Raw genomic sequence first — 24,399 nt, forward strand, 5'->3', positions numbered from 1 at the left:
CGAATTAGCTTGCGGCCGAGTGGGATCGGCCCGGGTTGGCGAGTAAGTCGCGGGGTGCGGCGGCCACCTGGGCCGGGGTTTCGACATCGGGTGAGTGGCCCGCGGTGCTGATCAGCTCGATGCGCGCGCCCGCGGCGGTGTATCGGCCGGTGCTTTTGCGCCAACCGTAGAGGTTGTCGTGTCTGCCGTCGATCTGCGCATCCAGCGGCCGTGCGGCCAGGGCCTGTGGGCGGCGCACCAGGACGGCGCGAGTGGCGCGCCAGGACATGGCGCGGTGATCCGAGTGCCGTCGGTTCCGAGAATAGAGCGCGACTGGGCCGGATCCGGCCACACGCCCCGAATCGCATGGTGTCGCTGACCGATTGCCAGCACCGCGCCGAGTTCAATGGTCAACGTGGTCGAGACCCCGACATCGCCGACACGGGAGTTACCCATTGCCGATCGTCGAGTGCGGCGGATGCAACGGGGCGACAAATATCGACTGACCGCCATCGGCGGTTTGGCGGCGTTATCGCTGGATGCGCTGTCGAGTGTGGCGTATGGGCCCGAGGCGATCGTGCTGGTTCTGGTCGCGGCGGGTGCGGCGGCGGTGTCGTGGACCCTGCCGGTATCGCTGGCGATCGCGGCACTGTTGCTGGTACTGGTGCTGTCGTATCGGCAGGTTATCGCCGTACATCCGGATGGCGGTGGATCATATGCGGTGGCGAAGAAGGATCTCGGGCGCAGTGCCAGTTTGCTCGCGGCGGCGAGTCTGGTGGTGGACTATGTGCTGACCGTCGCGGTGAGTCTGGCGGCCGGTGCGGCCAGTTTGGCCAGCGCTTTTCCGGTGCTGGCCGATCATCTGCTGCTGCTGACCCTGAGCGGACTCGCGGTGCTCACCGTGATCAATCTGATCGGGGTGGCCGAATCGGCGAAAGTGCTGATGGGGCCAACACTGCTGTTCATCGTCGCAATCCTCGCGGTCATCATGGTCGGACTGTTCCGCGCGTCACCGGCCGCGGTGATCGGCACCGATCTCGGGCCGATCGTGCCGGTCGATACCGTCGGAATCCTGTTGTTGCTCAAGGCATTTTCCGCCGGATGTTCGGCGCTGACCGGAGTCGAGGCGATCGCCAATGCGGTGCCGTCGTTCCGGGCGCCCGCAGTGCGACGGGCCCAGCACACCGAGGTCGCGCTCGGCGTGCTGCTGTGCACGATGCTGCTCGGTTTGGCGCTGCTCATCTGTCGCCATCACGCGGTGCCGCGTGGCAATGTGACCCTGCTCGCGCAATTGACCGCGGCGGCATTCGGGACAGGGTGGCCGTTCTATGTGACGAGTCTGGCCGTCACGCTGGCGCTGTGCTTGGCCGCGAATACCAGTTTCGGCGGACTGCCGGTGTTGCTGTCACTGTTGGCGAAGGACCACCGGGTGGCTCATTTGTTCGCGTTGCGCTCCGAGCGTCCGGTATTTCGCTATGGCGTTGCGGCCCTTGCCATTCTGGCCGCCTCGGTGCTGTTGGTCGTGCATGCCGAAACTCACCGCCTGCTACCGGTTTATGCGGTTGGCGTGTTCATCGGATTCACCATCAGCCAAACCGGGCTGGTACGGCACTGGCGCGAACAGCGTGGCTCGGGATGGATTCCACGCGCCGCCCTCAACGGCTTCGGCGCACTGCTCACCGCCGTGGCCGCCGTAGTTCTGCTCATCGAGAAGTTCAACGAAGGCGCGTGGCTACTGCTCATCATCGTGCCCGCGTTGATAACGCTGTTCGCCCGCACCGAAAACTACTACCGCCGAGTCGCCGATCAACTCGGCCTCGGCCGAATCCCTGTCCGCCCATCGCAATCCCCGGATCACGAACCGATGCTCGTAGTGGTTCCGGTGGTCGCGGTCAGCGAGGTGACCGCGCGTGCCCTGCGCACCGCACAAGCCTTCGGCGGCGAAATCGTCGCCGTCGCAGCCGAAATCGACCCCGCCGCCACCCGCCGACTCAGCGCCCAGTGGAAGCAGTGGGATCCGGGCGTCCCTCTCACCGTCCTGCCGAGTCCACATCGCAGTCTCATCACCACCCTCGTCGGCTACATCCGTGGCCGAACCCGGACCGGCCGCCAAGTCGCCGTGCTGCTGGCCCAGGTAGAAGCGGCGCACTGGTATCACCGCCCGCTCCACAACCCGCGCGGACCTGTCCTGGCCGCCACCCTCCGTGCCCGCACCGACGCCGTAATCGCCAGCTTGGCCGTCCGCCTCGACTGAGACCGTTGCTTCCTGACAACCCGGCGCAACAAACGCCATGACTCCGCGCACCGAATCCGGAGACCTGAATACCGGCCGGACAACCCGCTGGCATTAACCCAGCGGCACCTTTCCCCGGCTCAGTGGTTGGTGAACAAACCGGCGTTTGTTCGGAAATAGATGTAGAGCAGAGGTGGGACCAAACCGCAGAACAGCAGGAGCAGAGTCCGCCAGTCGCTGCCCAGCAGGATGTCGCCGCCGGGGCCGGTGACAGAGCAGAGCAGGAAGCCGAAGGTCCAGGCGACCAAGGGGAGGATCATGACGCTGACGCGGTGGGTTATGGAACGCACTCCCATGACCAGCAGGACATTCACTACTCCGGCCAGCACCGCGGATACCGGAAAAGCGACGGTGTTGATGTAGGTGGGGAGGTAGAGGACCTCCAACGCCAGAGTGATCAGGGCATCCAGGACCAGGACGCTGATGATCACCGGGCCGAGAGGCAGGGTTTCGCGGGCGCCGTAGGCGCGCTTCGCCGCCTTGTCGAAGGTGACATTCACGGCTTCGCCTCACTGACGCTCGGCTCCGCCGTGCGCGACGGCGCGCTGTGCCGATGGTTCACTCGCTGACGCTCACTCACGCGACCGGTGGGAAACCGACGAGAGTGAGCAGATGGCTCTGCATATCGACGAACGCGTACAGCACCGACATGTAGAGGTCGTGCTGTTGCTGCGCGCCGGGGCGCAGGCTGTCCACGAAGGCAGCGATAGCGTTCTGCAGATCCCAGTTGTACATCCTCGGAGTCTATTCCGAAATCAGTCACCTTCAACGGGGATGTTCGCGACGACGGGGAACTCACCGGTGTAGCCCTCGCGCATCCGGGCGATCGCGAGCACTCGTTTGCGGGCAGCGAACCAACCGATGATCAGCGCCGGGATGAGCACCACGAGTGCGGCGACGGTCCAGGTGCCGACCGGATAGTCGACGCCGGTGAGCACCACCACGAAGAACAGGAATACCAGCGTGATCAAGCCGGTCCACGGCGCACCCCACATACGGAACTTGAATGCGACCTTCTCTCCGAAGAATTCGCGGGCATAGGAAACGAACGAACCGGATGACGGCCGGTGCAGCACCAGCTCACCGAGCGCACGCAGAATGAGGAATACGAAGACGCCACAGACCGCGTAGACCAGGAACAACCCGGGTCCAGCGCTCGCGAGTCGACCACCCGCACCGAGGAACAGACCGGTGCCGATCGCGCCGCCCATGGCGATCATCTGGAGCTGACGCGGTTTGAGACTCTTGTGGTACCCGTGATCCTCGATGCTGAGGTGAGCTATGTCGCCAACCGCTGTCATAAACCGCTATGCCCTCCACATTGATGTCAGAAATCACAGAGACGGTACTCGCCACCGAAAATCGCCGCGACAGCAACCCTCAGGCAATGTCGGAAAACCTACAGCCCCGCCAATAAATCGTGTTCGCGCCCGTCCGCCCCGACCGGACCGCGCATACCGCGAACCAAGACGAAGTGCTCCTCCGGAAGCACCGGCTGCGCAACATTATTGGACAGCACGAACTCGCGGCCCGACGGCGCGACCGTTACCTGCGTGGCATGCGCACGCAGCGCCGCGCGCTTGGCGGCCAGCGAATCGGATACGTCGATGGTGGCCGTCACCGTATGACTCGGCACGCTCGCGAGTTCTCCTGCCGCGGGTAACCGCCAACCGCGCGGCAATGCGCCGGGCAACCCCGCCACGGTCCGCCGGGCCAGTGCCTCGGTGTGCAGGCGCAACATGTCCTCGTCGGTGACCGTCCAATAGAACTTCGGGGTGTCCCACCCCTGCTCGGCCGCGGCTGTCACGGCCGCCGAGGTGACCCAGTGCGCCCGAATATGGTCCGGATGCCCATAACCGCCGCGCGGATCGTAACCGATCACCACCTCGGGCCGCAGTTCCAGCACGATCGCGGTCAGCGCCTCCACCGCCGCGGCACCGGAATGCACGAAGGCTCGCGGATGCTCCGCCGCCGCGGTGCCCGCCATACCTGAGTCACGCCAGCGGCCCGCGCCGCCCAGGAAATGCGGCGGTCCGGCCTTCAGCGCGGCCAGCGCCTTGGTCAGCTCCGCGATCCGATAACCACCCAACTGATCGGCGTGCTCGGCGGTCAGCAGCGCCCATTCGTCGCCGATCACCTCACCCTCTTCACCGAGAGTGCAGGTCACCACCGTCACAGGTATGCCGCGGCGACGGTAGTGCGCGATGGTGCCCCCGGTGGTGATGGACTCGTCGTCCGGATGCGCGTGCACCAGCAGCAGTCCACCCGTCATGGGATCCTGCGCCACATCGCCGCATCACCGAAGATGCCGACCTGAATGGCACCGCTCAACGACGCACCGTCGACGCGCGGACCGGATGCGGCGACCACATTGTCCTGCACGATCGGCAGCACCGTCGCCAATGCCCACAGCCGCGGCTCGGCATCGGCCAGCGCTCGGCCGACCTCGACACCGCGCAACGCCTCATCGATCGAGGGCTGCAGTCCGGGATCACAGATGCCGGACAGATTGCTCGGCGCCTTCTTGGCCGCCTCGGTGGCGGTCTGCGAATCCCCGTTGCTCGCAGCGGTATCCACCGGCGGGCAACCGTAACGTGATGCGAGCACGGTGGCCGGATCCGATCCGGCCACCTCCCAGCCGACAATGGCGTCGATGCCGCCGTCGGTGAGTTCCTTACCGTAGAGAGCGTCCGCCGCGAGACTACGCACACTGGCATCGATTCCGGCACTGCGCAATTGGTCCGCCGCGGTATTGGCGACGGCCAGCGAGGTGGCGTCACCGGCCACCGCGCCGATTCGAATTGCCAGCGCCTTACCGTTTTTCGCGACCGAGCGGGGGCGCGGTGCGGGTGAGGTCGGTGACTGCACCGGCGGCGTCTCCGGCGACCGGGCATAACCCGCCTCGGCGAGCAGCGCGAACGCGTCCTCGGCGGAGGGCCGCGGCGGCGCGGTCGGTGTATATCCGGGATCCGACGGTGTCAGGATCTGCGCACGCACCGGCTCAACCCAGCCACCGGTCTGCCCGGCGACCGTTGCCAGCAGTGTCGGATCGATCAACGCGGTCACTCCGCGCCGCACCCGCGGATCGCTGAGATCGCTACCGCGCCCATTGATTACGAATTGCAGCTCACGCGACTGCGGCATGATCGCGGTGCGCACCGACGGGATCGCCGCCAGCTGCGCCTGGGTCGCGACCCCGCCGTGCACCAATGCCATCTGCGCGTCGCCGGTGCGCAGCGAATCGGCTAGCTGCGCGGGAGTTCCGCCGCGGCGCAACAGAATCTGATCCGGCGCGGACGGAGTGCCCCAGTACCGATCGTTGCGCTCGAGCAGGATCTCGTCGCGGCCGCGGTCGGTCGATTTGATGCGGAAGTTGCCACCCGAGACCTGAACGCCCTCGACCAGTCCGGTAGCGAAACCGCCGGGCTGATCCTTGATCAGATGTGATGGCAGCAGATTCGTGAACAGCTCGCGCCAGGCCGGATACGGCCCGGTCATCGTGACGGTGACCGTCTTACCGCCACCGGAGGAGCTGATATCGGCAATGTGCCGATAGCCCGCCGGATCGACGACACCCGGCTGAGTGATCATCTGCTGCCACAGGAACCGGAAGTCCTCCGCCGCGATCGGCGCACCGTCGGACCAGTTCGCCTGGTTGCGCAGCGTATAGGTGACGGTGAACGGTTCCTGCGCGGTCACCTCGGCCGAGACCATCAGCGCGGAATCCGGCACCCATTCGGTGGCGCCGGGCACCGCCGGATTCGGCACCGGCCGGAACGGGCTCGGCAACACCATCGAACTCACCGCGGCGGTGGCCGGTGACTGATCGGAACGCAGATGCGGATTGAATCCGATGCCGATGTCATCGATAGCCACCACGACGGTGTTCTTACCGGGTTTGGCCGGTGTCGTCTTCGGGCTGTCGGTGCTCTCGATCGGCGGTGGCGGATTCGCGGTGCAGCTGGCGAGCACCGTGGTGGAGGCCGCCATCATGATCAGCATCGCGCGTCGCATAGCCCCCGTGCTCACGTGCCGCACTCTACTTGGCCGAGCTATGGCTCGGCCAAGTAGAGTGCCGGTGACGCTGGGCTCGTGGTTCACTCGCACAAGGTTGCCGGAGAGGCCCATGCCTTTTAGAGCGCGGCCCGGTCTCGTGCCTTCCGTCGCGACAGTTCGCGCCCGCGTTCGGTGGCACCGAGGACGACCTTGCGCACCCGCACGATCTCCGGGGTGACCTCGACGCATTCATCAGCGGCACAGAACTCCATCGCCGCCTCCAAGTCGAGCTGCAGCGGCTTGGCGAGCGTTTCCATCACATCGGCGGTCGAGCTGCGCATATTGGTCAGCTTCTTCTCGCGGGTGACATTGATATCGAGATCCTCGGCGCGCGGGTTGATGCCGACGACATGCCCCTCGTAGGTGTCCGCACCGGGCTCGACGAAGAACTGACCGCGATCGGCCAGCTGGATCATGGCGAACGGGGTCACCGAGCCCGCGCGGTCGGAGACCAGCGAACCGGTGTGGCGGGCCCGGATCTCACCGGCCCAGGGGGCGTAGCCGTGCGAGACCGCGTTGGCGATACCGGTGCCGCGGGTTTCGGTGAGGAAGTCGGTGCGGAAGCCGATCAGACCGCGCGAGGGCACAATGAACTCCATCCGCACCCAACCCGCGGCATGGTTGTTCATCTGGACCATCTTGCCCTTGCGGGCGGCCAGTAGCTGAGTGATCGCGCCGAGGTACTCGTCGGGGCAGTCGATGGTCAGCTCTTCGTAGGGCTCGTGCACCTTGCCGTCGACCTGTTTGGTGACCACCTGCGGCTTGCCGACGGTCAACTCGAAGCCCTCGCGACGCATCTGCTCGACCAGGATGGCCAGCGCGAGCTCACCGCGGCCCTGCACCTCCCAGGCATCCGGACGGCCGATATCGAGCACGCGCAGCGAGACATTGCCGACCAGTTCGGAGTCCAACCGCGACTTCACCATGCGAGCGGTCAGCTTGTGGCCCTGCACCCGGCCGACCAGCGGCGAGGTGTTGGTGCCGATGGTGACCGAGATGGCGGGCTCGTCCACCGTGATGCGCGGCAGCGCAACGGGAGTGTCGACATCGGCGAGAGTGTCACCGATCATGATGTCCGCGATGCCCGCGATCGCGACGATGTCACCGGCCACCGCGACCTCGCCGGGCTGGCGCTCGACACCGATGGTCTGCAACAACTCGGTGATCTTGACCTGCTTGACGCCGTCGGCGTGCATCCACGCGACGTTCTGGCCCTTGCGCAGCTCACCACTATAGATGCGGACCAGCGCGAGCCGACCGAGGAAGGCCGAGGCGTCGAGGTTGGTGACGTGCGCCTGCAGCGGTGCGGTCGAATCGCCCTTGGGCGCCGGGATGTTCTCCATCAGCACGTCGAACAGGGCATCCAGGTTCTCCGCGTCCGGCGCGCTGCCGTTCTCGGGACGTTCCTTGGAGGCCTTGCCCTCCCGGCCGGAGGCGTAGAGGACGGGAAGATCCAGCGCGAGTTCGGCGGCCTCGGCGGCCTCGTCGTCCAGATCGGAGGCGAGGTCGAGCAGCAGATCGTGGCTCTCCTCGACGACCTCTTCGATGCGGGCGTCGGGGCGGTCGGTCTTGTTCACCACCAGGATGACCGGCAGCTTCGCGGCCAACGCCTTGCGCAGCACGAAGCGGGTCTGCGGCAGCGGGCCCTCGGACGCGTCGACCAGCAGCACGACACCGTCGACCATGGACAGACCGCGCTCGACCTCACCACCGAAATCGGCGTGGCCGGGGGTGTCGATGACGTTGATCACGGTGACCGAACCATCCGGGTGGTGCCGGTGCACCGCCGTGTTCTTGGCCAGAATGGTGATGCCCTTCTCGCGCTCCAGGTCACCGGAGTCCATCACGCGATCGACGAGCTCGGCGCGTTCGGCGAAGGCGCCGGACTGGCGCAGCATGGCGTCGACCAGCGTCGTCTTACCGTGGTCGACGTGGGCCACGATGGCGACGTTGCGAAAATCGCGTGCAGACGACACGCCTCAATCCTCCTGCTGTTGGTATAGATGCCGGCCGACCATTGCAATCGGGTGGAGAATCGAAACTCACCGGACATTGCGGCCAGTTACACAGTACCGGTATCCCCGTAGCTTGCAGACCACACACCCAGCTAAGGGTATGCTAACCAGCCATGGGCAAGGTCAAGGCGAAGAAGGTTTCCAGCCTGAAGCCGAAGAAGAAGTGCTGCCGCAAGAAGACGCGATGCCTGAAGTGCCCCGTCGTCATCATGCGGATGAAACGCCTGGAAGCGGCGGGGTGCTGCGGTAAGGACCTGAAGAAGGGCCTCGAGAAGGCCCGAGCCGCCTGATCTACGAATTCGCCGCGCCGACAGATTCCGTGATGCCTTTGCGGCACTCGGGGTACAACTCGGATATGAGCGAACGCAGTGAGCGAACGAACAACACAGCCGCCCGAGCGGTCACGCCGGAGCCGAGCGTCAGCGAGGTGCAGGCATGAGCGAACGCAGTGAGCGAACGAACAACACAGCCGCCCGAGCGGTCACGCCGGAGCCGAGCGTCAGCGAGGTGCAGGCATGAGCGCTCCCAAACTAACCGAGGCAGAACTCACCGAAGCTTTGACCGAACTGTCGGACTGGACCCGGTCCGGCGACACCATCACCCGCACGATCGACGCCAAGTCCTTCCCGGCGGGCATCGAACTCGTACGTCAGGTCGCCGAAGTCGCCGAGAACGCCAACCATCATCCCGATATCGATATCCGCTGGCGTCGGGTGAGCTTCATGCTGTCGACCCACGACTCGGGCGGACTCACCGCACTGGACGTATCGCTGGCTCGTGAGATAGATCGGCTTGCGGCGCAATCCGATTGACCACGCGTCCGGACCAGATCACCCAGGCAAAGAACACCAGTACGCCGAGCACGTCGACGGTGCCGAGCCAGGCCAGCACCCCTGGCCGTGAGACGGTCCAGATCGACGGCTGGGCGAACGACAGCACCCACGGCACGCCGACCAACGTGGTGACCAGCCAATACCCCGCCAGGATCCGTGCGCCCGGCGCCTGCCGCAGCGGCCCGTACAGCAACCACATCACTGTGGGCAGCAGCCAGACGAAGTGATGCGACCACGAGATGGGCGAAACCATCAGTCCGAACAGCTGCACGATGATCAGGGTGCCCAGCCGATCGTCGGGACCCAATGCGCGCCAAGCGAAGAAGGCCAGCACGGCAACAATCGCGACGGCCGCTAGCCACCACGGCCCGGTTTTGACGTCATGGCCGAGCAGACGGCTCAGAGCACCGCGCAGCGACTGATTCCACACCGAGCCCACCGGCCCGATCCGATCCGCGTCACCGAGCAGCGTGCCGAAGTACCGCTCGGCCTCCTTGTGGTTGATCAGGAAGCTGACTCCGACCGTCGCGCCGAAAACCACCGCCGACCAGACCGCGGTCCCCCACCGCCGTCGGGCCACGAAGTACAGCCCCGAAATCGCCGGTGTCAGTTTGATTCCCGCGATCACACCGATCAGACCCCCGGACAGCCACCAGCGCGAACTGCGCACGGCGAACATGGCCCCGAGCACCAGGAATACATTGACCTGGCCGTAGTCGATCGTGGTCCGCACCGGCTCCATCCAGATGCCGATCGCGGTCCACCAGACCGCGGCGGTGCGCCACCGCGACTCGCGCATCCGCTCCGCGCCGAGGATGAATTCGAAGGATATCCACACCACCGCGTACAGCGCGACGGCAATGGCCAGCAGCCAGAACACCGCGACCACGGTGAACGGGAAGTAGTGCAGCGGGAAGAAGACCAGCGCCGCGAACGGCGGATAGGTGAACGGCAGCGGGAAGTCCGGGGTCTTCTCCGCGTAGGTGAAGTCGTAGAGGCGGTCGGTCAGCAGGTCCGCCGAACCGTCGACATAGACGTGCAGATCGACGAGATTCATCCCGTTCTTCGACAGCAGCATCCACAACAGCCTGGCCAACACGGACAGACCGAGCACCGGCACAGCCATTCGGAGGCTTCGGTTCAATTCGTAGGCTTTCGAGTCGTTTCCGGGAAGGCTGCGACTAGCCTAACCGCCGCCGCGAAAGGTCCCGTCAATCCCCCGTACCGGCCCCCGGCATGCGCGGTCGAGCCGGAGGGGGTAGCTTGCGTACCGCACAGTCGGCCCGACCGCCGAATATCACTGGTAACATTCGCATCACCTTTCACTCCGGTAACACGCGGACAAGCGATACCGTCTGATAACACTGATCGTCCACAACAGAAGTAGGGGCGCGGCGGCTGTACAACAGGACGCCCATGTCCCTAGAGTGACCCCGAAACGATGGCTTTTTGCATCGCTCCTGTGACGTACCCGAGGTTAAGGACGGCTAGACCTGTGCTTCGCACCCCAGGATCGCGGATCATGTTGTCCGCGCTCGCCATCGCCGCGAGCGCTTCACTCGCCGCGCCGTCGACGGCAGTCGCGGCGCCGGCTCCCGCGCCCATCGCATCGAGGAACACCATTCCGATGATTCCCGAGGGCGTCCCGATCGATGCGGTCGCGTCGCTGGTCCCGGCCATCGTCGGCGCCATCGCCGGGCCGGCCGATGCCAAGCCCATCGCGGATGCCCCGAAGAACGCCATCCTCGATCAGGTCCGGGCGCTGCTCAACACGCTGAACCTGCCGCCGCAGATCAAGTCCACGCTGGAACGGATCATCACCTTCCTGGATGGCAGCGGCGGCGGCGGTCCGGAGGTCCCGCAGGGCGGCCCGGCCATCGCGCAGTTCCTCTACCCGTCCATCGGCAAGGGCTGCATCGGACCCGGCGCCGATTCGGTCGGCACCGCACTCGCCGTCCCCGGCCCGGCCACGCTGCCGCCGCCGGGACCGCAAGCCGGACAGACCGGATTCGTCTTCACCGCACTCGGCACCAAGGGGCCGACGCCGGAGCAGAATCCACCGATGACGGTCCAGTGGCTGAACCTCGACACCCGTCAGTCCGGCATCCAGCCGCTGACCGATGAGGCGAAGATCAACCCGGACGGCCCGGCTACGCTCTCGGCGATCGTCAACACCGGCTCGGGCCGGGTCGTCGCGGTTGTCTCCGGTTCGCTGACCACCAAGGCCGATGACGCCGACCCACGGACCTGCTCTTTCTTACCGACCCTCGGCTTCTTCACCGTCGGCTAGTCGGTGCTTTCGAAGCGCGGTGGCCCTTGGTGGGGCACCGCGCTTCGTTCTTGTCAACACACTTGGTGCGAATCGTCGCGATAGTGCGCCGTCATGACGGGACTGTGGTAGACCAAAGTTATGGCGACTGTCGATGATTCGCTTCGGTCCCGTCCCGCGATCCACCCGGGGCGTTCGATCCGCAGCAGACGTTCGCATCGATCGATCCTGTCCTTCCGCTCGGAAGGCTCGATCCTGTCGATCGGCTCCGCCTACTCGATCCTGTCGATCGGCAGCGTGGGTTCGGTGCTGTCGATCGGGGCCGTCGGCTCCTTCGGCTCGGTGATCTCTTCCTTCTCCTTCGGTAGCCTCGGCTCTGCCTTCTCCGGCATCTCCCGCTGGTCCCTGTTCTCCTGGCGCGGCGACCACGAGGCCCCCGACAACCGACCCACCCTCCGCGTGGTCCCCGACGACGAACCCGAACTCCGACTCGCCCCCACCTGCCACTGCCAGACCTGACGCTCGAGATCAGATGGATCCATGGCGGGCAGAGGAGCAGCCGCCACCACTGCCACCTGATCTCGAGCCGCTAGTTCACCACTGGCCGTATTCGGCGGCGAGGATGTTGTTGACGTCGACACCGATACCGTCGATATCGCGTTTGTCGATCTCGATCTGGTGCAGATGTGCGGCCGGATGTACGAACCCCTTGGGCGTACCCCAGTTGTGCTGCCAATACCAGGAACCCAGGCCCGCGGCGCTTGCCAGTTCGATGGTCGGTGCGTTGGCGTAGATGCCGACGTTCTGTTTGCCGAGCACCGACTCCCAACCGAGGATGTAGGGCGCGATCATGGTCGCGAAATCGGCCGGGGCCGGATTGTCGTCGATGGAGGCGTAGATCGGCCGGTTCTCCGGACCGCCCGCGGCGAGGTGCAGTTCCAGGCCGCGATCGGCGTGTTTCTTGCCCGCCTCCAGGCCACCGCGCCAGTCGGCGGTCGGGCCCTTGCCGAACTGGTAGTTCGACACGATCGTCAGCCCGGCGGCGTGCAGCTGATCGACCTCCTTGGCGCGCAAGGGCTTACCCTCCATCCATTCGGCGCCCGGACGGCGATCGGAGACGTAGCGGATGACGCCGAGGTGACCGTCGTCCCGGATCGCGTCGGCGGAGGGCACGCCACCCGCGTAGTCGACGAGGGTGCCGAGCACACCGACCGCCGAGGCGCGGGGCGCGATGATTCCGACGGCCGCGGCCGCTGCGGAGTAGGCGAACAGCTGGCGGCGAGACACAGAAACGGAGCGCATCGCAGGACTCCTTCGCGCAAACCCGACATGGACAGGTAGCAGCGTGCCCGGCGCACCTTCCCCAAGGTCCACTCGCGCGCCGGGAGCCTCGAACGTGGACTAATTTCACCATATTCACATTGGAATCGCTAGTCCCACTGGAAACAGCAATTCACACTTGCCACACAGGTCGAGCGAGGGTTCTAGGCGATGCCATCGATCCGCGCGGCGACATCGATTGTGCGGCGCGAACTGTCGCTGAGTTCCTCGCGCACGACCTGGGCCACCTGCTCGACGACTTGTTTCTTGATACCGGCCAGCGCAGCGAGCGTGGCGGCCCGCATCCCGCGCGCCTTGAACTCCAGCCGCAGGTCATCGACCGCGGGCGGCGGTACATCGATGACGATCAGCAGCGGATCGGCGGCCCGCGCGATCAACACCAGCGGTATCTCGACATCAGCGCGATAGCGGTTGGCCTTGAGCACATCGACGGTGATATCCAGGCTCACCGGCAGGGTCAAATCGAAAGCTACCGATTCGTCCGGGCGATCCGTCACCTGCGGCATGCGAATATCGCCCTTTACCGTGACCGTGGCAGAGTCACGCGGTCCGGCGCGCAGCGGCCCGACCTCGATGGGACGGCCCGCCATCGGCTCGACGAATTCGAAGACCCGATCGCGGGTCACGATGCGGGAAAAGAACTGACGTCCGAATTCGTCGTAGCCGATCCAGTCGAATTCGCTCTGGTCGACGTGCTGGGACCGGACGCCGTTGATGATGGCCGCCACGTCGAAGACCCGACCGCGCCGGACGCGCGGTTCGGCGAGCATGGCATTCACCCGATTGGCGACCTCGCGCTGCACCACCCCGGCGATCGGATCGAGCAACCATTCCCAGGCCGATTCGATGGCCTGTGCACGCAGTACGAAGCTGGCATCACGCGCGCGGATCGGCGGGATATCAATGACGATGAGCAGCGGATCCGCGGTGCGCGCATGCAATGTGAGATCGATTTCGGCGACCGCCTCCAGCCGCAGTTTCCGCCCGCCGATCAGCACCTTTACCGACATCGTCAGCGGCACGGTCACCTCGAAGGTGATGTGCGGACCGCTGCGCAGAATGACCGGCTTGCCCACCTTGCCCTCGGCCATGAATCCGGCCAGTCCGACTGGTCCGAGGGAGAACGGGCCGATGGTGACGCCGTGATCGGTCATCGCGGAGACCGCGGCTTCGATCCGTTCCGGCGTCACCGCGTGGGTGACGAACCGCTCCCCGAACTCGGCATAGTCGATCCAGACGGGATCACCGGTCTTTTCCTCGATTGGCAGCATCAGAGTTTCCGCAACCCCTCACCTCTCAACGGACAACCACACGGTACGCGACACAGATTTCGGCAAGGTCGGGCCGACCTCCCCCAACCCGGAGGTCCCTGTCCTGCTGATGAGGGGGTAGCAGGACAGGGACCGAAGACGGCGCTGCCGGGCGCCGCCTAGTCAATGGTAATTGCTGGCACGGGCCCCGCCGACAAGGCATAGCCACTGGAAGGACCGGCCGAGTGCCAACACTATGCACAAACGACCGAATCCCGCTACCCCCGGTACCTGCGCCGGTGCGAGGTGGTGAGTCGCGACCTCGCCGAATTCGTTGCCGCCCATGGCCGTCGGTCCCGTCGCGGCCGTGAGCACGAAATTCAGGGAGTTTCGACCGGACGGGTACCGGGCAGTCTCTCGACGACATGGCGGTGGTCGGCAATCGACACTTGCCCGTACTGCGCGAATCTCGTCGCGGTCGAGCGGCCGACACGATAGTCTCCGAAGACACCGGGCGGCGGGGAGGTAGAGGCCCTGGACACACTGTGGACATTCGTGGTGCATCGGCGCGCACAGCTGATCACCGATTCGTATTTACATGTCTCGGCGGTGGTGCAGTCATTGCTGCTCGCGACGATCATGGCCGTGCTGATCGGCGTACTGGTCTACCGCAGCCCGTTCGGATCCTCGGTAGCGACGGCACTGGCAAGCGCGGTACTCACCGTCCCGTCATTCGCGCTGCTCGGATTGCTGATTCCAGTTCTCGGACTGGGCGTCGGGCCGACCATCACCGCCTTGGTGCTCTATGCCCTGCTGCCGATTCTGCGCAACACCATCATCGGGTTGGCCTCGGTGGATCCGGCGATCGTGGATGCCGCGCGCGGGGTCGGTATGAATCGGCTGCGGGTCCTCGCGCACATAGAGCTGCCGCTGGCCTGGCCATCTATTCTGACCGGGATGCGGGTCAGCACCCAGATGATCATGGGCATTCTGGCCATCGCCGCCTATGCCAAGGGGCCCGGACTCGGCAATCTGATCTTCTCCGGCCTGGCTCGCCTCGGCAGTCCGAATGCGGTGCCGCAGGCGCTGGTCGGCACGATCCTGATCGTCGTGCTCGCGCTGATCCTCGATGGGATCTTCGTCATTGCCGGGCGTCTCACCACCTCGAGGGGAATACGTGACTGATACCGAAATCCGCGGCGACAGTACGGCATCGGCGGTATCCGGCGTCGAGATCGTGCTCGACGCGGTCACCAAACACTATCCGGGCCAACGCGATCCGGCCGTCGACCGAGTTTCGCTGACCATTCCGGCCGGCGAAATCGTCGTCCTGGTCGGGCCGTCCGGCTGCGGTAAAACCACCACCATGCGGATGATCAACCGCCTCATCGAACCCACCTCGGGCACCATCACGATCGGCGGACGCGATGTCACCGGCGTGAATCCGGACCAATTGCGCAGGGGTATCGGCTATTCCATCCAGCAGGCCGGGCTGTTCCCGCATCTGACAGTCGCGAAAAACGTTGCGACCGTGCCCGGTCTGATCGGTTGGGACCGCAAGAAGATCCGCACGCGGACCGACGAAATGCTCGAGCTGGTCGGCCTCGATCCCGATACCTACCGCAACCGCTATCCCCGGCAACTCTCGGGCGGCCAGCAGCAGCGTGTCGGTGTGGCTCGCGCTTTGGCGGCCGATCCGCCGGTGCTGCTGATGGACGAGCCGTTCGGCGCGGTCGATCCGATCACCCGCGCCCTGTTGCAGGACGAACTGCTGCGCCTGCAATCCGAACTGGGTAAGACCATCGTGTTCGTCACCCACGATTTCAACGAGGCGGTGAAGCTCGGCGATCGAATCGCGGTGCTGGGCAACCGATCTCGGATCCTGCAGTACGACAGCCCGGCAGCCGTCCTGGCCGATCCCGCGGATGAGACCGTGGCCGGTTTCGTCGGCGCGGATGCCTCGCTCAAACAACTCACCCTCACCCGGGTCCGTGATGTCGAACTCGGCAGCTGCCCGACGGCTCTGGACTCCGATTCGATCGACAGCGTTCGCGCCGCGCTGGCCGGACGTGATCGGCCGTGGGCGCTGATCCTGGACGCGCAGCGGCGGCCGCGGCGTTGGGTATCGAGTGAGCAACTGGCACAGGCGAATTCGTTGCACGATGTCGGATCCCCGGTCGGTGAGCAGTTGTCGCTGCAGTCGACCCTGCAGGATGCGTTGGAGGCCTTGCTCGCCGAGCAGACCGCGACGGCGGTCGTCACCGGTCGAGGCGGTGAATACGCCGGGTTGATCACGATCGATACGCTCGTAGGCCATCTGTCGGCGATGCGCGCCACCCATGTGGGCGCGCAGACGGACGCGACGACATGACCACGGCGACCACCGCACCGCCCACGGCATCGCCGACGACACTGCGTCGGGCCGAAAGCATTCGGCTGCTCGTCCAACCGGCGCTCGTGCTCTTACTGACCGCGGGTGTGCTGGTGTGGGCGTTGCGGCGCGATCTCACCGCCACCCAGCAGGCCAGCATCAGTGTATCCACTATCGCGACCGTCACCTGGCAGCATGTGCTGATCACCGCGACCGTCGTGCTGATCGTCGTCGTGGTGGCGGTACCGCTGGGTACACTGCTCACCCGGCCCGGATATCGGCGGCTGGCACCACTTTTCGTCGGTATCGCCAATATCGGCGCGGCCGCACCCGCGATCGGTCTGATCGTGCTGTTCTATCTCGCCACCCGCACCACCGGGTTCTGGATCGGTGTCACGCCCATCGCGTTCTATTCGCTGCTTCCGGTGCTACGCAATACGATCCTGGGCTATCAGCAGGTGGATGCCGCCGTCATCGACGCCGGGCGCGGCCAGGGCATGTCGGCGCTGACGATATTGCGCCGCATCGAATTTCCACTCGCCATTCCCTACATCCTGGCCGGGCTGCGCACCTCGCTGGTGCTCGCCGTCGGTACCGCGACGCTGTCGTTCCTGGTGAGCGCGGGTGGTCTCGGCATTCTGATCGATACGGGGTACAAGCTGCGCGATAACGTCACGCTGGTGGTCGGCGCCGTCCTCGCGGTGGCACTGGCGCTGCTCGTCGACTGGCTCGGCGCATTGGCCGAACAGTACTTGGGGCCGAAGGGGTTGAAGTGAGGGCGTGGGTGCTGGGCCCGTGGGTGCTGGGCCTCGCGGCCGTATTCGTATTGAGCGCCTGCGGATTACAGTCCGGTAGCGCGGTGCCGCTGCGGGTTGATCCCGGCAGCATTCGTCCGGTGCCGGAGCTCGACGGCGTGCCGATGACGGTGGGCTCCAAGGACTTCACCGAACAGAACATCCTCGGGTACATCATCGAATTCGCGCTGTCCGCAGCCGGTGCGCAGGTCCGGGATCTGACGAATATCCAGGGCTCCAACAGTGTTCGCGATGCCCAGCTGCACGGTCAGATCGATATCTCCTACGAATACACCGGCACCGGGTGGATCAACTATCTCGGCAATGAGACGCCGGTTCCGGATGAGGTCGGACAGTTCGAGGCGGTCCGCGGCGCGGACCTGGCGGCGCACGGCATCGTGTGGACGGATATGGCCCCCATGAACAACACCTACGCGCTCGTGATGAGCGCGCACACCGCGAAGGAGACCGGCGTTGTCACGCTGTCCGACTATGCCCGGCTGATCGCCACCGACCCGGCCGCCGCCGCGACGTGTGTCGGCACCGAATTCAATGTGCGCCAGGACGGTTATCCCGGAATGGCGCGCAAATACGGAATCGATGTCGGCAAGGTACACAAGCAGATAGTGCAGGATCCGGTGGTCTATCAGGCCACCGCCGATGCCAAGCAATGCCGGTTCGGTTCGGTCGCCGCCACCGACGGCCGGATCCCGGCCCTCGGGCTGGTCTTGCTGAAAGACGATCTGGGCTTCTTCCCGAAATACAACGCCGCACTCGTGATGCGGAAGTCCTTCGCCGATGCGCATCCACAGGTCGCCGAAATCATGGCACCGATATCGAAGAAGCTGACCAATGAAGCGATCACCGAATTGAATCGCCAGGTCGACGTGGATGGTCGTGAACCGGCCGAGGTGGCTCGCGATTGGATGGTGGCGGAAGGGTTCGTCACCGCTCGCTGACGGAAAGGGGTCCGAACGTGCACTTCTCGCGTGCACGCTCGGAACCGTTCGAATCAGGCCCGGCCATTCGAGCGCGTGACCTCAGGCGTGCCCGGCCTTATCGGCGGCATCGGCTGCCTTGCGCATCGGAATGATCAGGGTGAGCCCGATGGCCACCAGGGCCGCGGCCGTGGCGATCAGGAAGGTGGTGTGGAAACCGTCGCGTGAGGGCAGCACGTGTGGGCCGAGCTGCATCGTCATATGGGCGAGCACCACGCTCATCACCGCCGACGAGGTCGAGGTACCGATCGAGCGCATCAGCGAATTGAGGCCGTTGGCCGCCGCGGTCTCCGTAAGTGGCACCGCACCCATGATCAATGCGGGCATCGCGGCGAAGGCCAGACCGACACCACCCGCGACGATCATCGCCGCGACTATGAGCTCCCAGACGCTGTTCATCAGCACCACCGCACACAGATAACCGACCGCGATGACCGCCGAGCCGAGCGCCAGCGTGACCTTCGGGCCGCGTGCCGCGGACAGCCGCGCCGAGACCGGCGACAGCAGGATCATCACGAATCCTGTTGGAGCCAACGCCAATCCGGCATTGACCATGGAGAGACCGAAGCCGTAACCGGTCTGCTTCGGTGCCATCATCAGCTGCGGGAAGGTCAACGACATGCCGTAGAGCGCGAACCCGACCGCGATGGAAGCGGCGTTGGTGAACAGTACCCGTGGCCGCGCCGAAACCCGCAGGTCGACCAGCGGCGAGCGCTGCTTCAGTTCGTAGTAGCCCCAGATGAGGAATACCGCTACCGACAGCACGAACAGGCCGAGGATGCTCGCACTGCCCCAACCCCAGTCCGCGCCCTTGGTGATCGGAATCAGTAAGGCCAGCAGCGCGATCGACAATCCGAGCGCGCCACCGAAATCGAAACGCGCGGGCATGCGCACCGGTGACTCCGGCACGAAGACGAAAACCAGTGCGGCACAGACGACACCGAGTCCGGCCGCGGTCCAGAAAAGCATGTGCCAGTCGGCATTCTGCGCGATGGCAGCTGCCAGCGGCAGGCCGAGCGCACCGCCGACTCCGAGTGTGGCACTCATGATCGCCATCGCGGAACCCACCTTCTCGGCGGGCAATTCGTCACGCATGATGCTGATGCCGAGCGGAATCGCGCCGACCGCCGCGCCCTGCAGCGAGCGCCCGATGATCTCGGGAGCCAGCGAGGAGAACAGTGCACACACCACCGAACCGGCGACCAGCAACAACAGGTTGGCGAACAGCACCCGACGCTTGCCGAACATATCGCCGAGCCGGCCACTGATCGGGGTCGTCACAGCACCGGCCAGCAGGGTCGCGGTGATCACCCAGGAGGCATTGGACGCCGAGGTGTCCAGCAGCCTCGGCAGCGTGGGAATGATCGGGATGACCAGCGTCTGCATCAGCGATACGACAACACCGACCATGCCGAGCGTCGCGATGAGCAGGCCTGATTTGAGACGGCGCCGGGCGTCGTGCGCGGTGACGGTCGATGACGCGTCGGCTGCAACAGTCATGAATGTGTACGGTACATATCATATGTATCGTGCACAATTTGTCATCGACATGATTCAGCCGACATAGTGTGGGCCATGTTCGAATCAGGTCCCGAAGATGACGATGCGCTCGCCCGCCTCGTCTTCGAGTTGACCCTGCTCGCCCGGCACTTCCCGGCCTCGCTGGTGCGGCGGCGGGGATTCCGGCTCGACCGGTCGGCGTATCTGATCCTGACCAGACTGGAGATGGATGCACCGCTCAGCCTGCGCGAGCTGTCGCAGGCCTTCCAGCTCGATATCTCCACCATCAACCGGCAGGTCGCCGCGATGCTGAAGCAGGGGTTGGTCGAACGCGTCCCCGATCCGGACGGCGGCATTGCCCGCAAGATCCGAGCCAGCGCCAAGGGCCTGGAATTGGTGGCCGCCGATCGCGAGCAGAGTCACGAAGGCATCGGCGCGGTCGTCGCGGACTGGGCGGTCGCCGATATCACGCAATTGAGCGGGCTCATCTCCCGGTTCAATATGTCCATCGAGCATCTCGAGGAGAATCCGTGGCCGCGCCCGCCCGCTGCCCGGTAGGCCGACCGGTAGCGCGGCACCCGCTGCGTCCGGCAGGACTGCGGCGGCGAGGTTCGGGTTCGGGCTGGTCGCGGCATCACTGTTCGTGGCGTCGCCGCTCGCCGTCGGCTGCGGACTCGATACCGAGGCCGACGAATGGAACGGCTGGACGGTGACGGTGCAACTACACCGCGGTCGATTTCTACCACTTCGGACCACTCGAAACAGTGCACGGCTGCGGCGATCTCGAATGTACCGATGCCCATGTCGAAATCGGCTCGCTACCAGAGTAGTTCGCCGATGCGGTAGGCGATGAGGGCACCAGCGGCGAATATGCGGGGCACTACCTGAACTGGTCCTACGATGTCGACTTCCGGCTGGACACCGAACCGCGTGGCACCCGAGGCGAGGCGCTGCATCCGTTCGACAGCGCCGCCGCCGATGACATCGAACCCGGAACTCGATTACGGCTCACCGGTTACGGGAGCGTGCGCCGCGAACCCGACAGCGCATGTATCAGATTCAGTGCGACAACTTGAAGACCCGCCGCGCAACACCGCGTGCAATTCCACCCACACCACAGCCGGTAGAGGTGAGTTCCTGAGGTTTGGATGGCCGCCGGCGAGGCATTACGTGAACGATACGACCGTCTGAGTTAGGAGGCACGAGTGTCTTCCGTACTGGTGGCAATAGTGGTCGTCGTGGCGGTATTGGTCGCGGTCGGGTCGCTGGTCGGGGTCCGGTCGATGCGGCAGAGACGACGGCTGCGCAGGAAGTTCGGGCCCGAATACGACCGGACCTTGGCGGAGTTGGACAGCCGCAAGGCCACCGACCGCGAGCTGACCGGGCGCGAGCAGCGCCATGCCGAGCTCGATATCCGGGAGCTGTCGGAGCAGGAGAAGCAGCGGTATCGCACCGAGTGGGCGCACATGCAGCAGCACTTCGTCGATGCTCCGGCGGATGCGGTGACGGCGGCCGATGTGCTGGTGGCCGACATCATGGCCGAGCGCGGCTATCCCCTCGAAGGCTATGACCAGCAGCTCGCCGATCTGTCCGTCGAGCACGCGGCGACGGTGGGGCACTATCGCGCCGCGCATGAAATCGCGATCCGGCGCTCCGATACCCGAGTTTCCACCGAGGACATGCGATTCGCAGTGGTGCAGTACCGCGAGTTGTTCGAGGAATTGCTCGCCGGTGCGGCGGTGGATAAGAAGGATGCGAAACGATGAGCACGGAACCGGAGCGGAATCTGGAAGCCGAAGTGCCGGATGGCGTTTCGCCGACCGCGACCGATTCTGCCGCCTCGTATGGACCGTCGCCGCTATCGGAATCCGATATGAACGAGGCGGCCGCTGGTGAGCCCGCGGACGCCACCGAGACTGCGGACGAGCGGGAAATCGGAGATCAGCCACTCTTCGGTGCCGCCGACCGCGAGCGCCTGCGCGGCGCATGGCGGCAGTTGCAGGGCAGTTTCGTGGACAACCCGCACGAGGCGGTGACGCAGGCCGATGACCTCGTCATGGCGACCGTTCAGCAGTTGTCCGCCACGCTGGCCGAGCGGAAGCAGTCGCTGGAACGGCTGTGGTCGCGTACGGAGGACGGCGATACCGAGGATCTACGGCTGGCATTGCGCAGCTACCGCGCCTTCTTCGAGCAGTTGGTCGGTACCGATCGATGATCTTGCGACCCATCTGAAACACGCATATCGCGTGGGTGCGGCAATGCCATAGGCTTGCGCCGTGGTTTCCGAGCGTGCAGTGGTCGACGGGCGTTTCGAGTTGCTCGAGCCGCTCGGTAGCGGCGGGATGGGGACGGTGTGGCGCGCATATGATCTCGCGCTGCATCGCGAGGTCGCGCTCAAGGAGGTGCGGGCGGAGACGGATGCGGTGAGGTCACCCGAGGTGCACCGCGAGCGGGTGCTGCGGGAGGCCAGGGCGCTGGCCCGGATCGGTCATCCGAATGTCGTTGCCATCCACCACATCGTGGATTCACCCGAAGTGGCGCATCCATGGATCGTCATGGAACTGGTTCGCGGACAGAGTCTCGCCGATCACCTGGCCCGCGGACCGATGCCGCCCACCCAGGTGGCACACCTGGGCCGCGGCATTCTCGCCGCGCTTCGCGCCGCACATCAGGTGGGTGTGCTGCACCGCGATATCAAACCCGCGAATGTACTGCTGCGCGAAGACGGCTCACCGGTGTTGACCGACTTCGGTATCGCGGCGATCAACGGCATGCAGGGGCTGACCTCCACCGGCAGTGTGGTCGGCTCGCTGGATTATGTCGCGCCGGAACGGCTCAGTGGGCAGGAGGGGCAAACGGCCTCTGATCTGTGGTCGTTCGGTCTGCTGCTGTATGTCGCGGTGGAGGGGTTTCACCCGATGCGGCGGGACTCGACTGTTGCCACGCTGGCGGCCGTCATCGCCGGTACGGTTGCGCCGCCGCAGCGGGCCGGGGTGTTGACATCGGTTTTGATGGCGCTGTTGGTGCCTGATCCGAATCGTCGGCCCAGTGCTGAGCAGGTGGATTCGATGCTCGCGCAGGCGGTTGGGTTGGCCGGTACGCCGCGGATGTTCGATGCGGCGGGTGCAGCCAACTCGCCAGACGGATTCGAAACTCCAGGCGTGGGCAACACCGGATTCAACACACCCAGCGCATTCAGCACGCCTGGCACGATCGACACCCCCGGCGGATACAACACACCCGGCGTAGGCGCACCTGGTGCGTTCAATACGCCGAACGCAACGATCCGCCTGGGTGCGGTCGGCGAGCCCCACGGATCCAGCGGCACGGCACCGAACACCACACCCGCGCCGCACTCATATCACTCCACGACTCCCCCTGCACGCAAACCGCCCTCGCGTGGGATCGGCATCGGCCTCGCGGCTGTCGCAGTCGTCGGCGCGGTTATCGCAACGATAGTGATAGTGGCGCTGCGCCCCGATTCGACCGGTAACCAAGCCGCGCCGAGCAATCCACCGGTGACCAACGAATTCCCCGCCACAAGCCGGTCCGCGAGCGCGACATCCGATGCACCCGTGACCGGCAAACCCGTCGACCTACTGACCCCCAACGGCATCCGCCAGGCCATCACTGCACTCGAAAACATTTCCGGCAGTGAAGAATTCAACGAAGCAACATTCTACCCGACCTACGCCAATGTCGGCGCCCCCGTCAAAAGCAAACCCGGCCTCTACGATCTCTTCGTCTACCGCGACGGCACCGCCACCCGAAAGGGCGCAGGCGGCCCACTCTCGGACAAATCCACCGTGAAGCTGAGCTCGATCAACTGGGATATTCTCCCCGACCTCCTCCGCACCGCCGACGAAAGCCTCGGTATCCCCACGCCAACCCTGCGCTACATAATCGTCGACCCCGCCTGGACCTTCAACAACAACCAGCCAACAGTCATGGTCTACCTGACCGACGACTATGGCGGCGCCTACCTAGCCGCCAACCCCGACGGCACCGTTGTATCCAAATACCCCCGAGGCCGCTGACCGCACCCGACCCGGACCCAGGTACCCCGGTAGGTTCACTCCACCACGAAATCACCTGCACCCAAACAGAATCGGGCACGGCAGCGGAATTCGACGACATCAAGTATTCATACCAGGCAGAACACACCGCCCATCGCGACCGATCATCCCGATCACCATGCCGTCCGACAATGTGCAAAAACTCCCGACGGCAACACACTCGCCACGAGTATTCACAACCATATTGTCCCCACATGCCGCACCAGGGTCACCCGGATCAGCCCATGCACTCACCGGAGAAAGCGCCGCAGCAATCACGGCGGCAGCAGTTAATATAAAACGCCAAAAACGAAACATGATCAGTCCTCCAAGTCGATGACATACCCCGATCACTCCCTTTTCACCGTCCAATCAGCGACGGCCAGCACCGATAAAATGCATCCCGACCAGCATGATCCTACTCGCGCGCATCCCCATTCCCACACACGAACAGCGTCCGCATAATCCAGCACGTGATCGCGCTCGACGACCGAGCAGTGAGAAAAATTCTCGATCTGCTTTGTCGGCACACCGATTTCCAATAAAGCTGCCATCGAAGGTATTCGGGCGAAGCCGTTCGAAATCTACAGTCGCCGTGGAATACCGCGGCGGCTGCCGTCAGCGGACTGGTTCGCGATCTCGCCG

General features: G+C 65.0%; 23 protein-coding genes and 1 pseudogene. 13 read left to right on the forward strand and 11 right to left on the reverse strand.

What is annotated here, in order from left to right:
* Nucleotides 1-4: 4 nt before the first annotated feature.
* Nucleotides 5-268 carry a hypothetical protein gene (locus ACW2Q0_RS08445; protein ID WP_457187926.1) on the reverse strand — a complete coding sequence of 88 codons (264 nt, stop codon included), beginning with the start codon at nucleotides 266-268 and terminating at the stop codon, nucleotides 5-7.
* A 126-nt stretch (nucleotides 269-394) separates the two neighbouring features.
* Here ACW2Q0_RS08445 and ACW2Q0_RS08450 point away from each other — a divergent pair, with 126 nt between their 5' ends.
* Nucleotides 395-2,233: an APC family permease gene (locus tag ACW2Q0_RS08450; RefSeq protein WP_457188300.1), complete on the forward strand. Its 1,839-nt coding sequence runs from the start codon at nucleotides 395-397 to the stop codon at nucleotides 2,231-2,233.
* A 119-nt stretch (nucleotides 2,234-2,352) separates the two neighbouring features.
* Here the strand turns inward: ACW2Q0_RS08450 and ACW2Q0_RS08455 are convergent, their stop codons facing one another.
* The 6 genes and pseudogenes from ACW2Q0_RS08455 to typA all read right to left on the reverse strand — a co-directional run bounded on the left by ACW2Q0_RS08455 (nucleotide 2,353) and on the right by typA (nucleotide 8,304).
* Nucleotides 2,353-2,772 (reverse strand): hypothetical protein, encoded by a 420-nt coding sequence (locus ACW2Q0_RS08455; RefSeq protein WP_457187928.1) that lies wholly within the window; start codon nucleotides 2,770-2,772, stop codon nucleotides 2,353-2,355.
* 76 nt (nucleotides 2,773-2,848) lie between these two features.
* Nucleotides 2,849-3,007, reverse strand: a complete 159-nt coding sequence (locus ACW2Q0_RS08460; protein WP_457187930.1) for a hypothetical protein — start codon at nucleotides 3,005-3,007, stop codon at nucleotides 2,849-2,851.
* A gap of 269 nt (nucleotides 3,008-3,276) precedes the next feature.
* A pseudogene (locus tag ACW2Q0_RS08465) lies at nucleotides 3,277-3,573 on the reverse strand (amino acid permease); the annotation flags it as partial.
* Nucleotides 3,574-3,671: 98 nt separating this feature from the next.
* The gene (mshB, locus tag ACW2Q0_RS08470) at nucleotides 3,672-4,544 is read right to left on the reverse strand and encodes an N-acetyl-1-D-myo-inositol-2-amino-2-deoxy-alpha-D-glucopyranoside deacetylase (protein WP_457188302.1); all 873 of its coding nucleotides are present in this window, start codon (nucleotides 4,542-4,544) and stop codon (nucleotides 3,672-3,674) included.
* The gene (locus ACW2Q0_RS08475) at nucleotides 4,541-6,286 is read right to left on the reverse strand and encodes an ABC transporter family substrate-binding protein (RefSeq protein ID WP_457188303.1); all 1,746 of its coding nucleotides are present in this window, start codon (nucleotides 6,284-6,286) and stop codon (nucleotides 4,541-4,543) included. Before ACW2Q0_RS08475 ends, mshB begins: the two co-directional genes overlap by 4 nt.
* A 119-nt stretch (nucleotides 6,287-6,405) precedes the next feature.
* Complete coding sequence (typA, locus tag ACW2Q0_RS08480) at nucleotides 6,406-8,304, reverse strand: translational GTPase TypA (RefSeq protein WP_457187932.1); 1,899 nt, start codon at nucleotides 8,302-8,304, stop codon at nucleotides 6,406-6,408.
* Nucleotides 8,305-8,456: 152 nt separating this feature from the next.
* Here typA and ACW2Q0_RS08485 point away from each other — a divergent pair, with 152 nt between their 5' ends.
* On the forward strand, nucleotides 8,457-8,633 hold the full coding sequence (locus ACW2Q0_RS08485; protein WP_457187934.1) for a hypothetical protein: 177 nt from the start codon (nucleotides 8,457-8,459) through the stop codon (nucleotides 8,631-8,633).
* A 225-nt stretch (nucleotides 8,634-8,858) separates the two neighbouring features.
* Nucleotides 8,859-9,155, forward strand: coding sequence for a 4a-hydroxytetrahydrobiopterin dehydratase (locus ACW2Q0_RS08490; RefSeq protein WP_457187936.1), 297 nt, complete (start codon nucleotides 8,859-8,861; stop codon nucleotides 9,153-9,155).
* Here the strand turns inward: ACW2Q0_RS08490 and ACW2Q0_RS08495 are convergent.
* The gene (locus ACW2Q0_RS08495) at nucleotides 9,094-10,302 is read right to left on the reverse strand and encodes a mannosyltransferase (protein WP_457187938.1); all 1,209 of its coding nucleotides are present in this window, start codon (nucleotides 10,300-10,302) and stop codon (nucleotides 9,094-9,096) included. The two genes, ACW2Q0_RS08490 and ACW2Q0_RS08495, sit on opposite strands and share 62 nt — an antisense overlap.
* A 396-nt stretch (nucleotides 10,303-10,698) precedes the next feature.
* On the opposite strand from ACW2Q0_RS08495, the gene ACW2Q0_RS08500 reads away from it, so the two are divergent.
* On the forward strand, nucleotides 10,699-11,466 hold the full coding sequence (locus ACW2Q0_RS08500; protein WP_457187940.1) for an Rv1157c family protein: 768 nt from the start codon (nucleotides 10,699-10,701) through the stop codon (nucleotides 11,464-11,466).
* 120 nt (nucleotides 11,467-11,586) lie between these two features.
* On the forward strand, nucleotides 11,587-11,964 hold the full coding sequence (locus ACW2Q0_RS08505; RefSeq protein ID WP_457187942.1) for a hypothetical protein: 378 nt from the start codon (nucleotides 11,587-11,589) through the stop codon (nucleotides 11,962-11,964).
* A 75-nt stretch (nucleotides 11,965-12,039) separates the two neighbouring features.
* Here the strand turns inward: ACW2Q0_RS08505 and ACW2Q0_RS08510 are convergent, their stop codons facing one another.
* Nucleotides 12,040-12,747, reverse strand: coding sequence for a DUF1906 domain-containing protein (locus tag ACW2Q0_RS08510; protein WP_457187944.1), 708 nt, complete (start codon nucleotides 12,745-12,747; stop codon nucleotides 12,040-12,042).
* Nucleotides 12,748-12,929: 182 nt separating this feature from the next.
* The gene (locus ACW2Q0_RS08515; RefSeq protein ID WP_457187946.1) at nucleotides 12,930-14,057 is read right to left on the reverse strand and encodes a hypothetical protein; all 1,128 of its coding nucleotides are present in this window, start codon (nucleotides 14,055-14,057) and stop codon (nucleotides 12,930-12,932) included.
* A gap of 513 nt (nucleotides 14,058-14,570) precedes the next feature.
* Here ACW2Q0_RS08515 and ACW2Q0_RS08520 point away from each other — a divergent pair.
* The 4 genes from ACW2Q0_RS08520 to ACW2Q0_RS08535 are packed head-to-tail and all read left to right on the forward strand — an operon-like array spanning nucleotide 14,571 to nucleotide 18,160.
* Nucleotides 14,571-15,221: an ABC transporter permease gene (locus ACW2Q0_RS08520; protein ID WP_457188305.1), complete on the forward strand. Its 651-nt coding sequence runs from the start codon at nucleotides 14,571-14,573 to the stop codon at nucleotides 15,219-15,221.
* Nucleotides 15,214-16,407: an ABC transporter ATP-binding protein gene (locus ACW2Q0_RS08525; protein WP_457187948.1), complete on the forward strand. Its 1,194-nt coding sequence runs from the start codon at nucleotides 15,214-15,216 to the stop codon at nucleotides 16,405-16,407. Before ACW2Q0_RS08520 ends, ACW2Q0_RS08525 begins: the two co-directional genes overlap by 8 nt.
* Nucleotides 16,404-17,183, forward strand: coding sequence for an ABC transporter permease (locus ACW2Q0_RS08530; RefSeq protein ID WP_457187950.1), 780 nt, complete (start codon nucleotides 16,404-16,406; stop codon nucleotides 17,181-17,183). The genes ACW2Q0_RS08525 and ACW2Q0_RS08530 overlap by 4 nt, the downstream gene beginning before the upstream one ends.
* On the forward strand, nucleotides 17,180-18,160 hold the full coding sequence (locus tag ACW2Q0_RS08535; protein WP_457187952.1) for a glycine betaine ABC transporter substrate-binding protein: 981 nt from the start codon (nucleotides 17,180-17,182) through the stop codon (nucleotides 18,158-18,160). The genes ACW2Q0_RS08530 and ACW2Q0_RS08535 overlap by 4 nt, the downstream gene beginning before the upstream one ends.
* 81 nt (nucleotides 18,161-18,241) lie before the next feature.
* Here ACW2Q0_RS08535 and ACW2Q0_RS08540 read toward each other — a convergent pair whose 3' ends face one another.
* A complete protein-coding gene (locus ACW2Q0_RS08540) occupies nucleotides 18,242-19,699 on the reverse strand; it encodes an MFS transporter (RefSeq protein WP_457187954.1) in 1,458 nt (485 codons plus the stop codon).
* 75 nt (nucleotides 19,700-19,774) lie between these two features.
* On the opposite strand from ACW2Q0_RS08540, the gene ACW2Q0_RS08545 reads away from it, so the two are divergent.
* From ACW2Q0_RS08545 to ACW2Q0_RS08560, 4 genes are all read left to right on the forward strand, one after another.
* Nucleotides 19,775-20,257: a MarR family winged helix-turn-helix transcriptional regulator gene (locus ACW2Q0_RS08545; RefSeq protein ID WP_457187956.1), complete on the forward strand. Its 483-nt coding sequence runs from the start codon at nucleotides 19,775-19,777 to the stop codon at nucleotides 20,255-20,257.
* Nucleotides 20,258-20,904: 647 nt separating this feature from the next.
* Nucleotides 20,905-21,465, forward strand: a complete 561-nt coding sequence (locus tag ACW2Q0_RS08550) for a hypothetical protein (RefSeq protein WP_457187958.1) — start codon at nucleotides 20,905-20,907, stop codon at nucleotides 21,463-21,465.
* Nucleotides 21,462-21,914, forward strand: a complete 453-nt coding sequence (locus ACW2Q0_RS08555) for a hypothetical protein (RefSeq protein WP_457187960.1) — start codon at nucleotides 21,462-21,464, stop codon at nucleotides 21,912-21,914. The genes ACW2Q0_RS08550 and ACW2Q0_RS08555 overlap by 4 nt, the downstream gene beginning before the upstream one ends.
* Nucleotides 21,915-21,975: 61 nt before the next feature.
* Complete coding sequence (locus tag ACW2Q0_RS08560; protein WP_457187962.1) at nucleotides 21,976-23,736, forward strand: protein kinase domain-containing protein; 1,761 nt, start codon at nucleotides 21,976-21,978, stop codon at nucleotides 23,734-23,736.
* The last annotated feature ends 663 nt before the right edge of the window (nucleotides 23,737-24,399 follow it).

It is taken from the genome of Nocardia citri, from assembly GCF_054065835.1.

Excerpts from the sequence above, each read along its gene's own strand:
- ACW2Q0_RS08445 (WP_457187926.1), bottom strand. The coding sequence starts at position 268 with ATGTCCTGGCGCGCCACTCGCGCCGTCCTGGTGCGCCGCCCACAGGCC.
- ACW2Q0_RS08460 (WP_457187930.1), bottom strand. The coding sequence starts at position 3,007 with ATGTACAACTGGGATCTGCAGAACGCTATCGCTGCCTTCGTGGACAGC.
- mshB (WP_457188302.1), bottom strand. The coding sequence starts at position 4,544 with ATGACGGGTGGACTGCTGCTGGTGCACGCGCATCCGGACGACGAGTCC.
- ACW2Q0_RS08475 (WP_457188303.1), bottom strand. The coding sequence starts at position 6,286 with ATGCGACGCGCGATGCTGATCATGATGGCGGCCTCCACCACGGTGCTC.
- ACW2Q0_RS08485 (WP_457187934.1), top strand. The coding sequence starts at position 8,457 with ATGGGCAAGGTCAAGGCGAAGAAGGTTTCCAGCCTGAAGCCGAAGAAG.
- ACW2Q0_RS08490 (WP_457187936.1), top strand. The coding sequence starts at position 8,859 with ATGAGCGCTCCCAAACTAACCGAGGCAGAACTCACCGAAGCTTTGACC.
- ACW2Q0_RS08495 (WP_457187938.1), bottom strand. The coding sequence starts at position 10,302 with ATGGCTGTGCCGGTGCTCGGTCTGTCCGTGTTGGCCAGGCTGTTGTGG.
- ACW2Q0_RS08500 (WP_457187940.1), top strand. The coding sequence starts at position 10,699 with ATGTTGTCCGCGCTCGCCATCGCCGCGAGCGCTTCACTCGCCGCGCCG.
- ACW2Q0_RS08505 (WP_457187942.1), top strand. The coding sequence starts at position 11,587 with ATGGCGACTGTCGATGATTCGCTTCGGTCCCGTCCCGCGATCCACCCG.
- ACW2Q0_RS08510 (WP_457187944.1), bottom strand. The coding sequence starts at position 12,747 with ATGCGCTCCGTTTCTGTGTCTCGCCGCCAGCTGTTCGCCTACTCCGCA.
- ACW2Q0_RS08515 (WP_457187946.1), bottom strand. The coding sequence starts at position 14,057 with ATGCTGCCAATCGAGGAAAAGACCGGTGATCCCGTCTGGATCGACTAT.
- ACW2Q0_RS08530 (WP_457187950.1), top strand. The coding sequence starts at position 16,404 with ATGACCACGGCGACCACCGCACCGCCCACGGCATCGCCGACGACACTG.
- ACW2Q0_RS08540 (WP_457187954.1), bottom strand. The coding sequence starts at position 19,699 with ATGACTGTTGCAGCCGACGCGTCATCGACCGTCACCGCGCACGACGCC.
- ACW2Q0_RS08545 (WP_457187956.1), top strand. The coding sequence starts at position 19,775 with ATGTTCGAATCAGGTCCCGAAGATGACGATGCGCTCGCCCGCCTCGTC.
- ACW2Q0_RS08555 (WP_457187960.1), top strand. The coding sequence starts at position 21,462 with ATGAGCACGGAACCGGAGCGGAATCTGGAAGCCGAAGTGCCGGATGGC.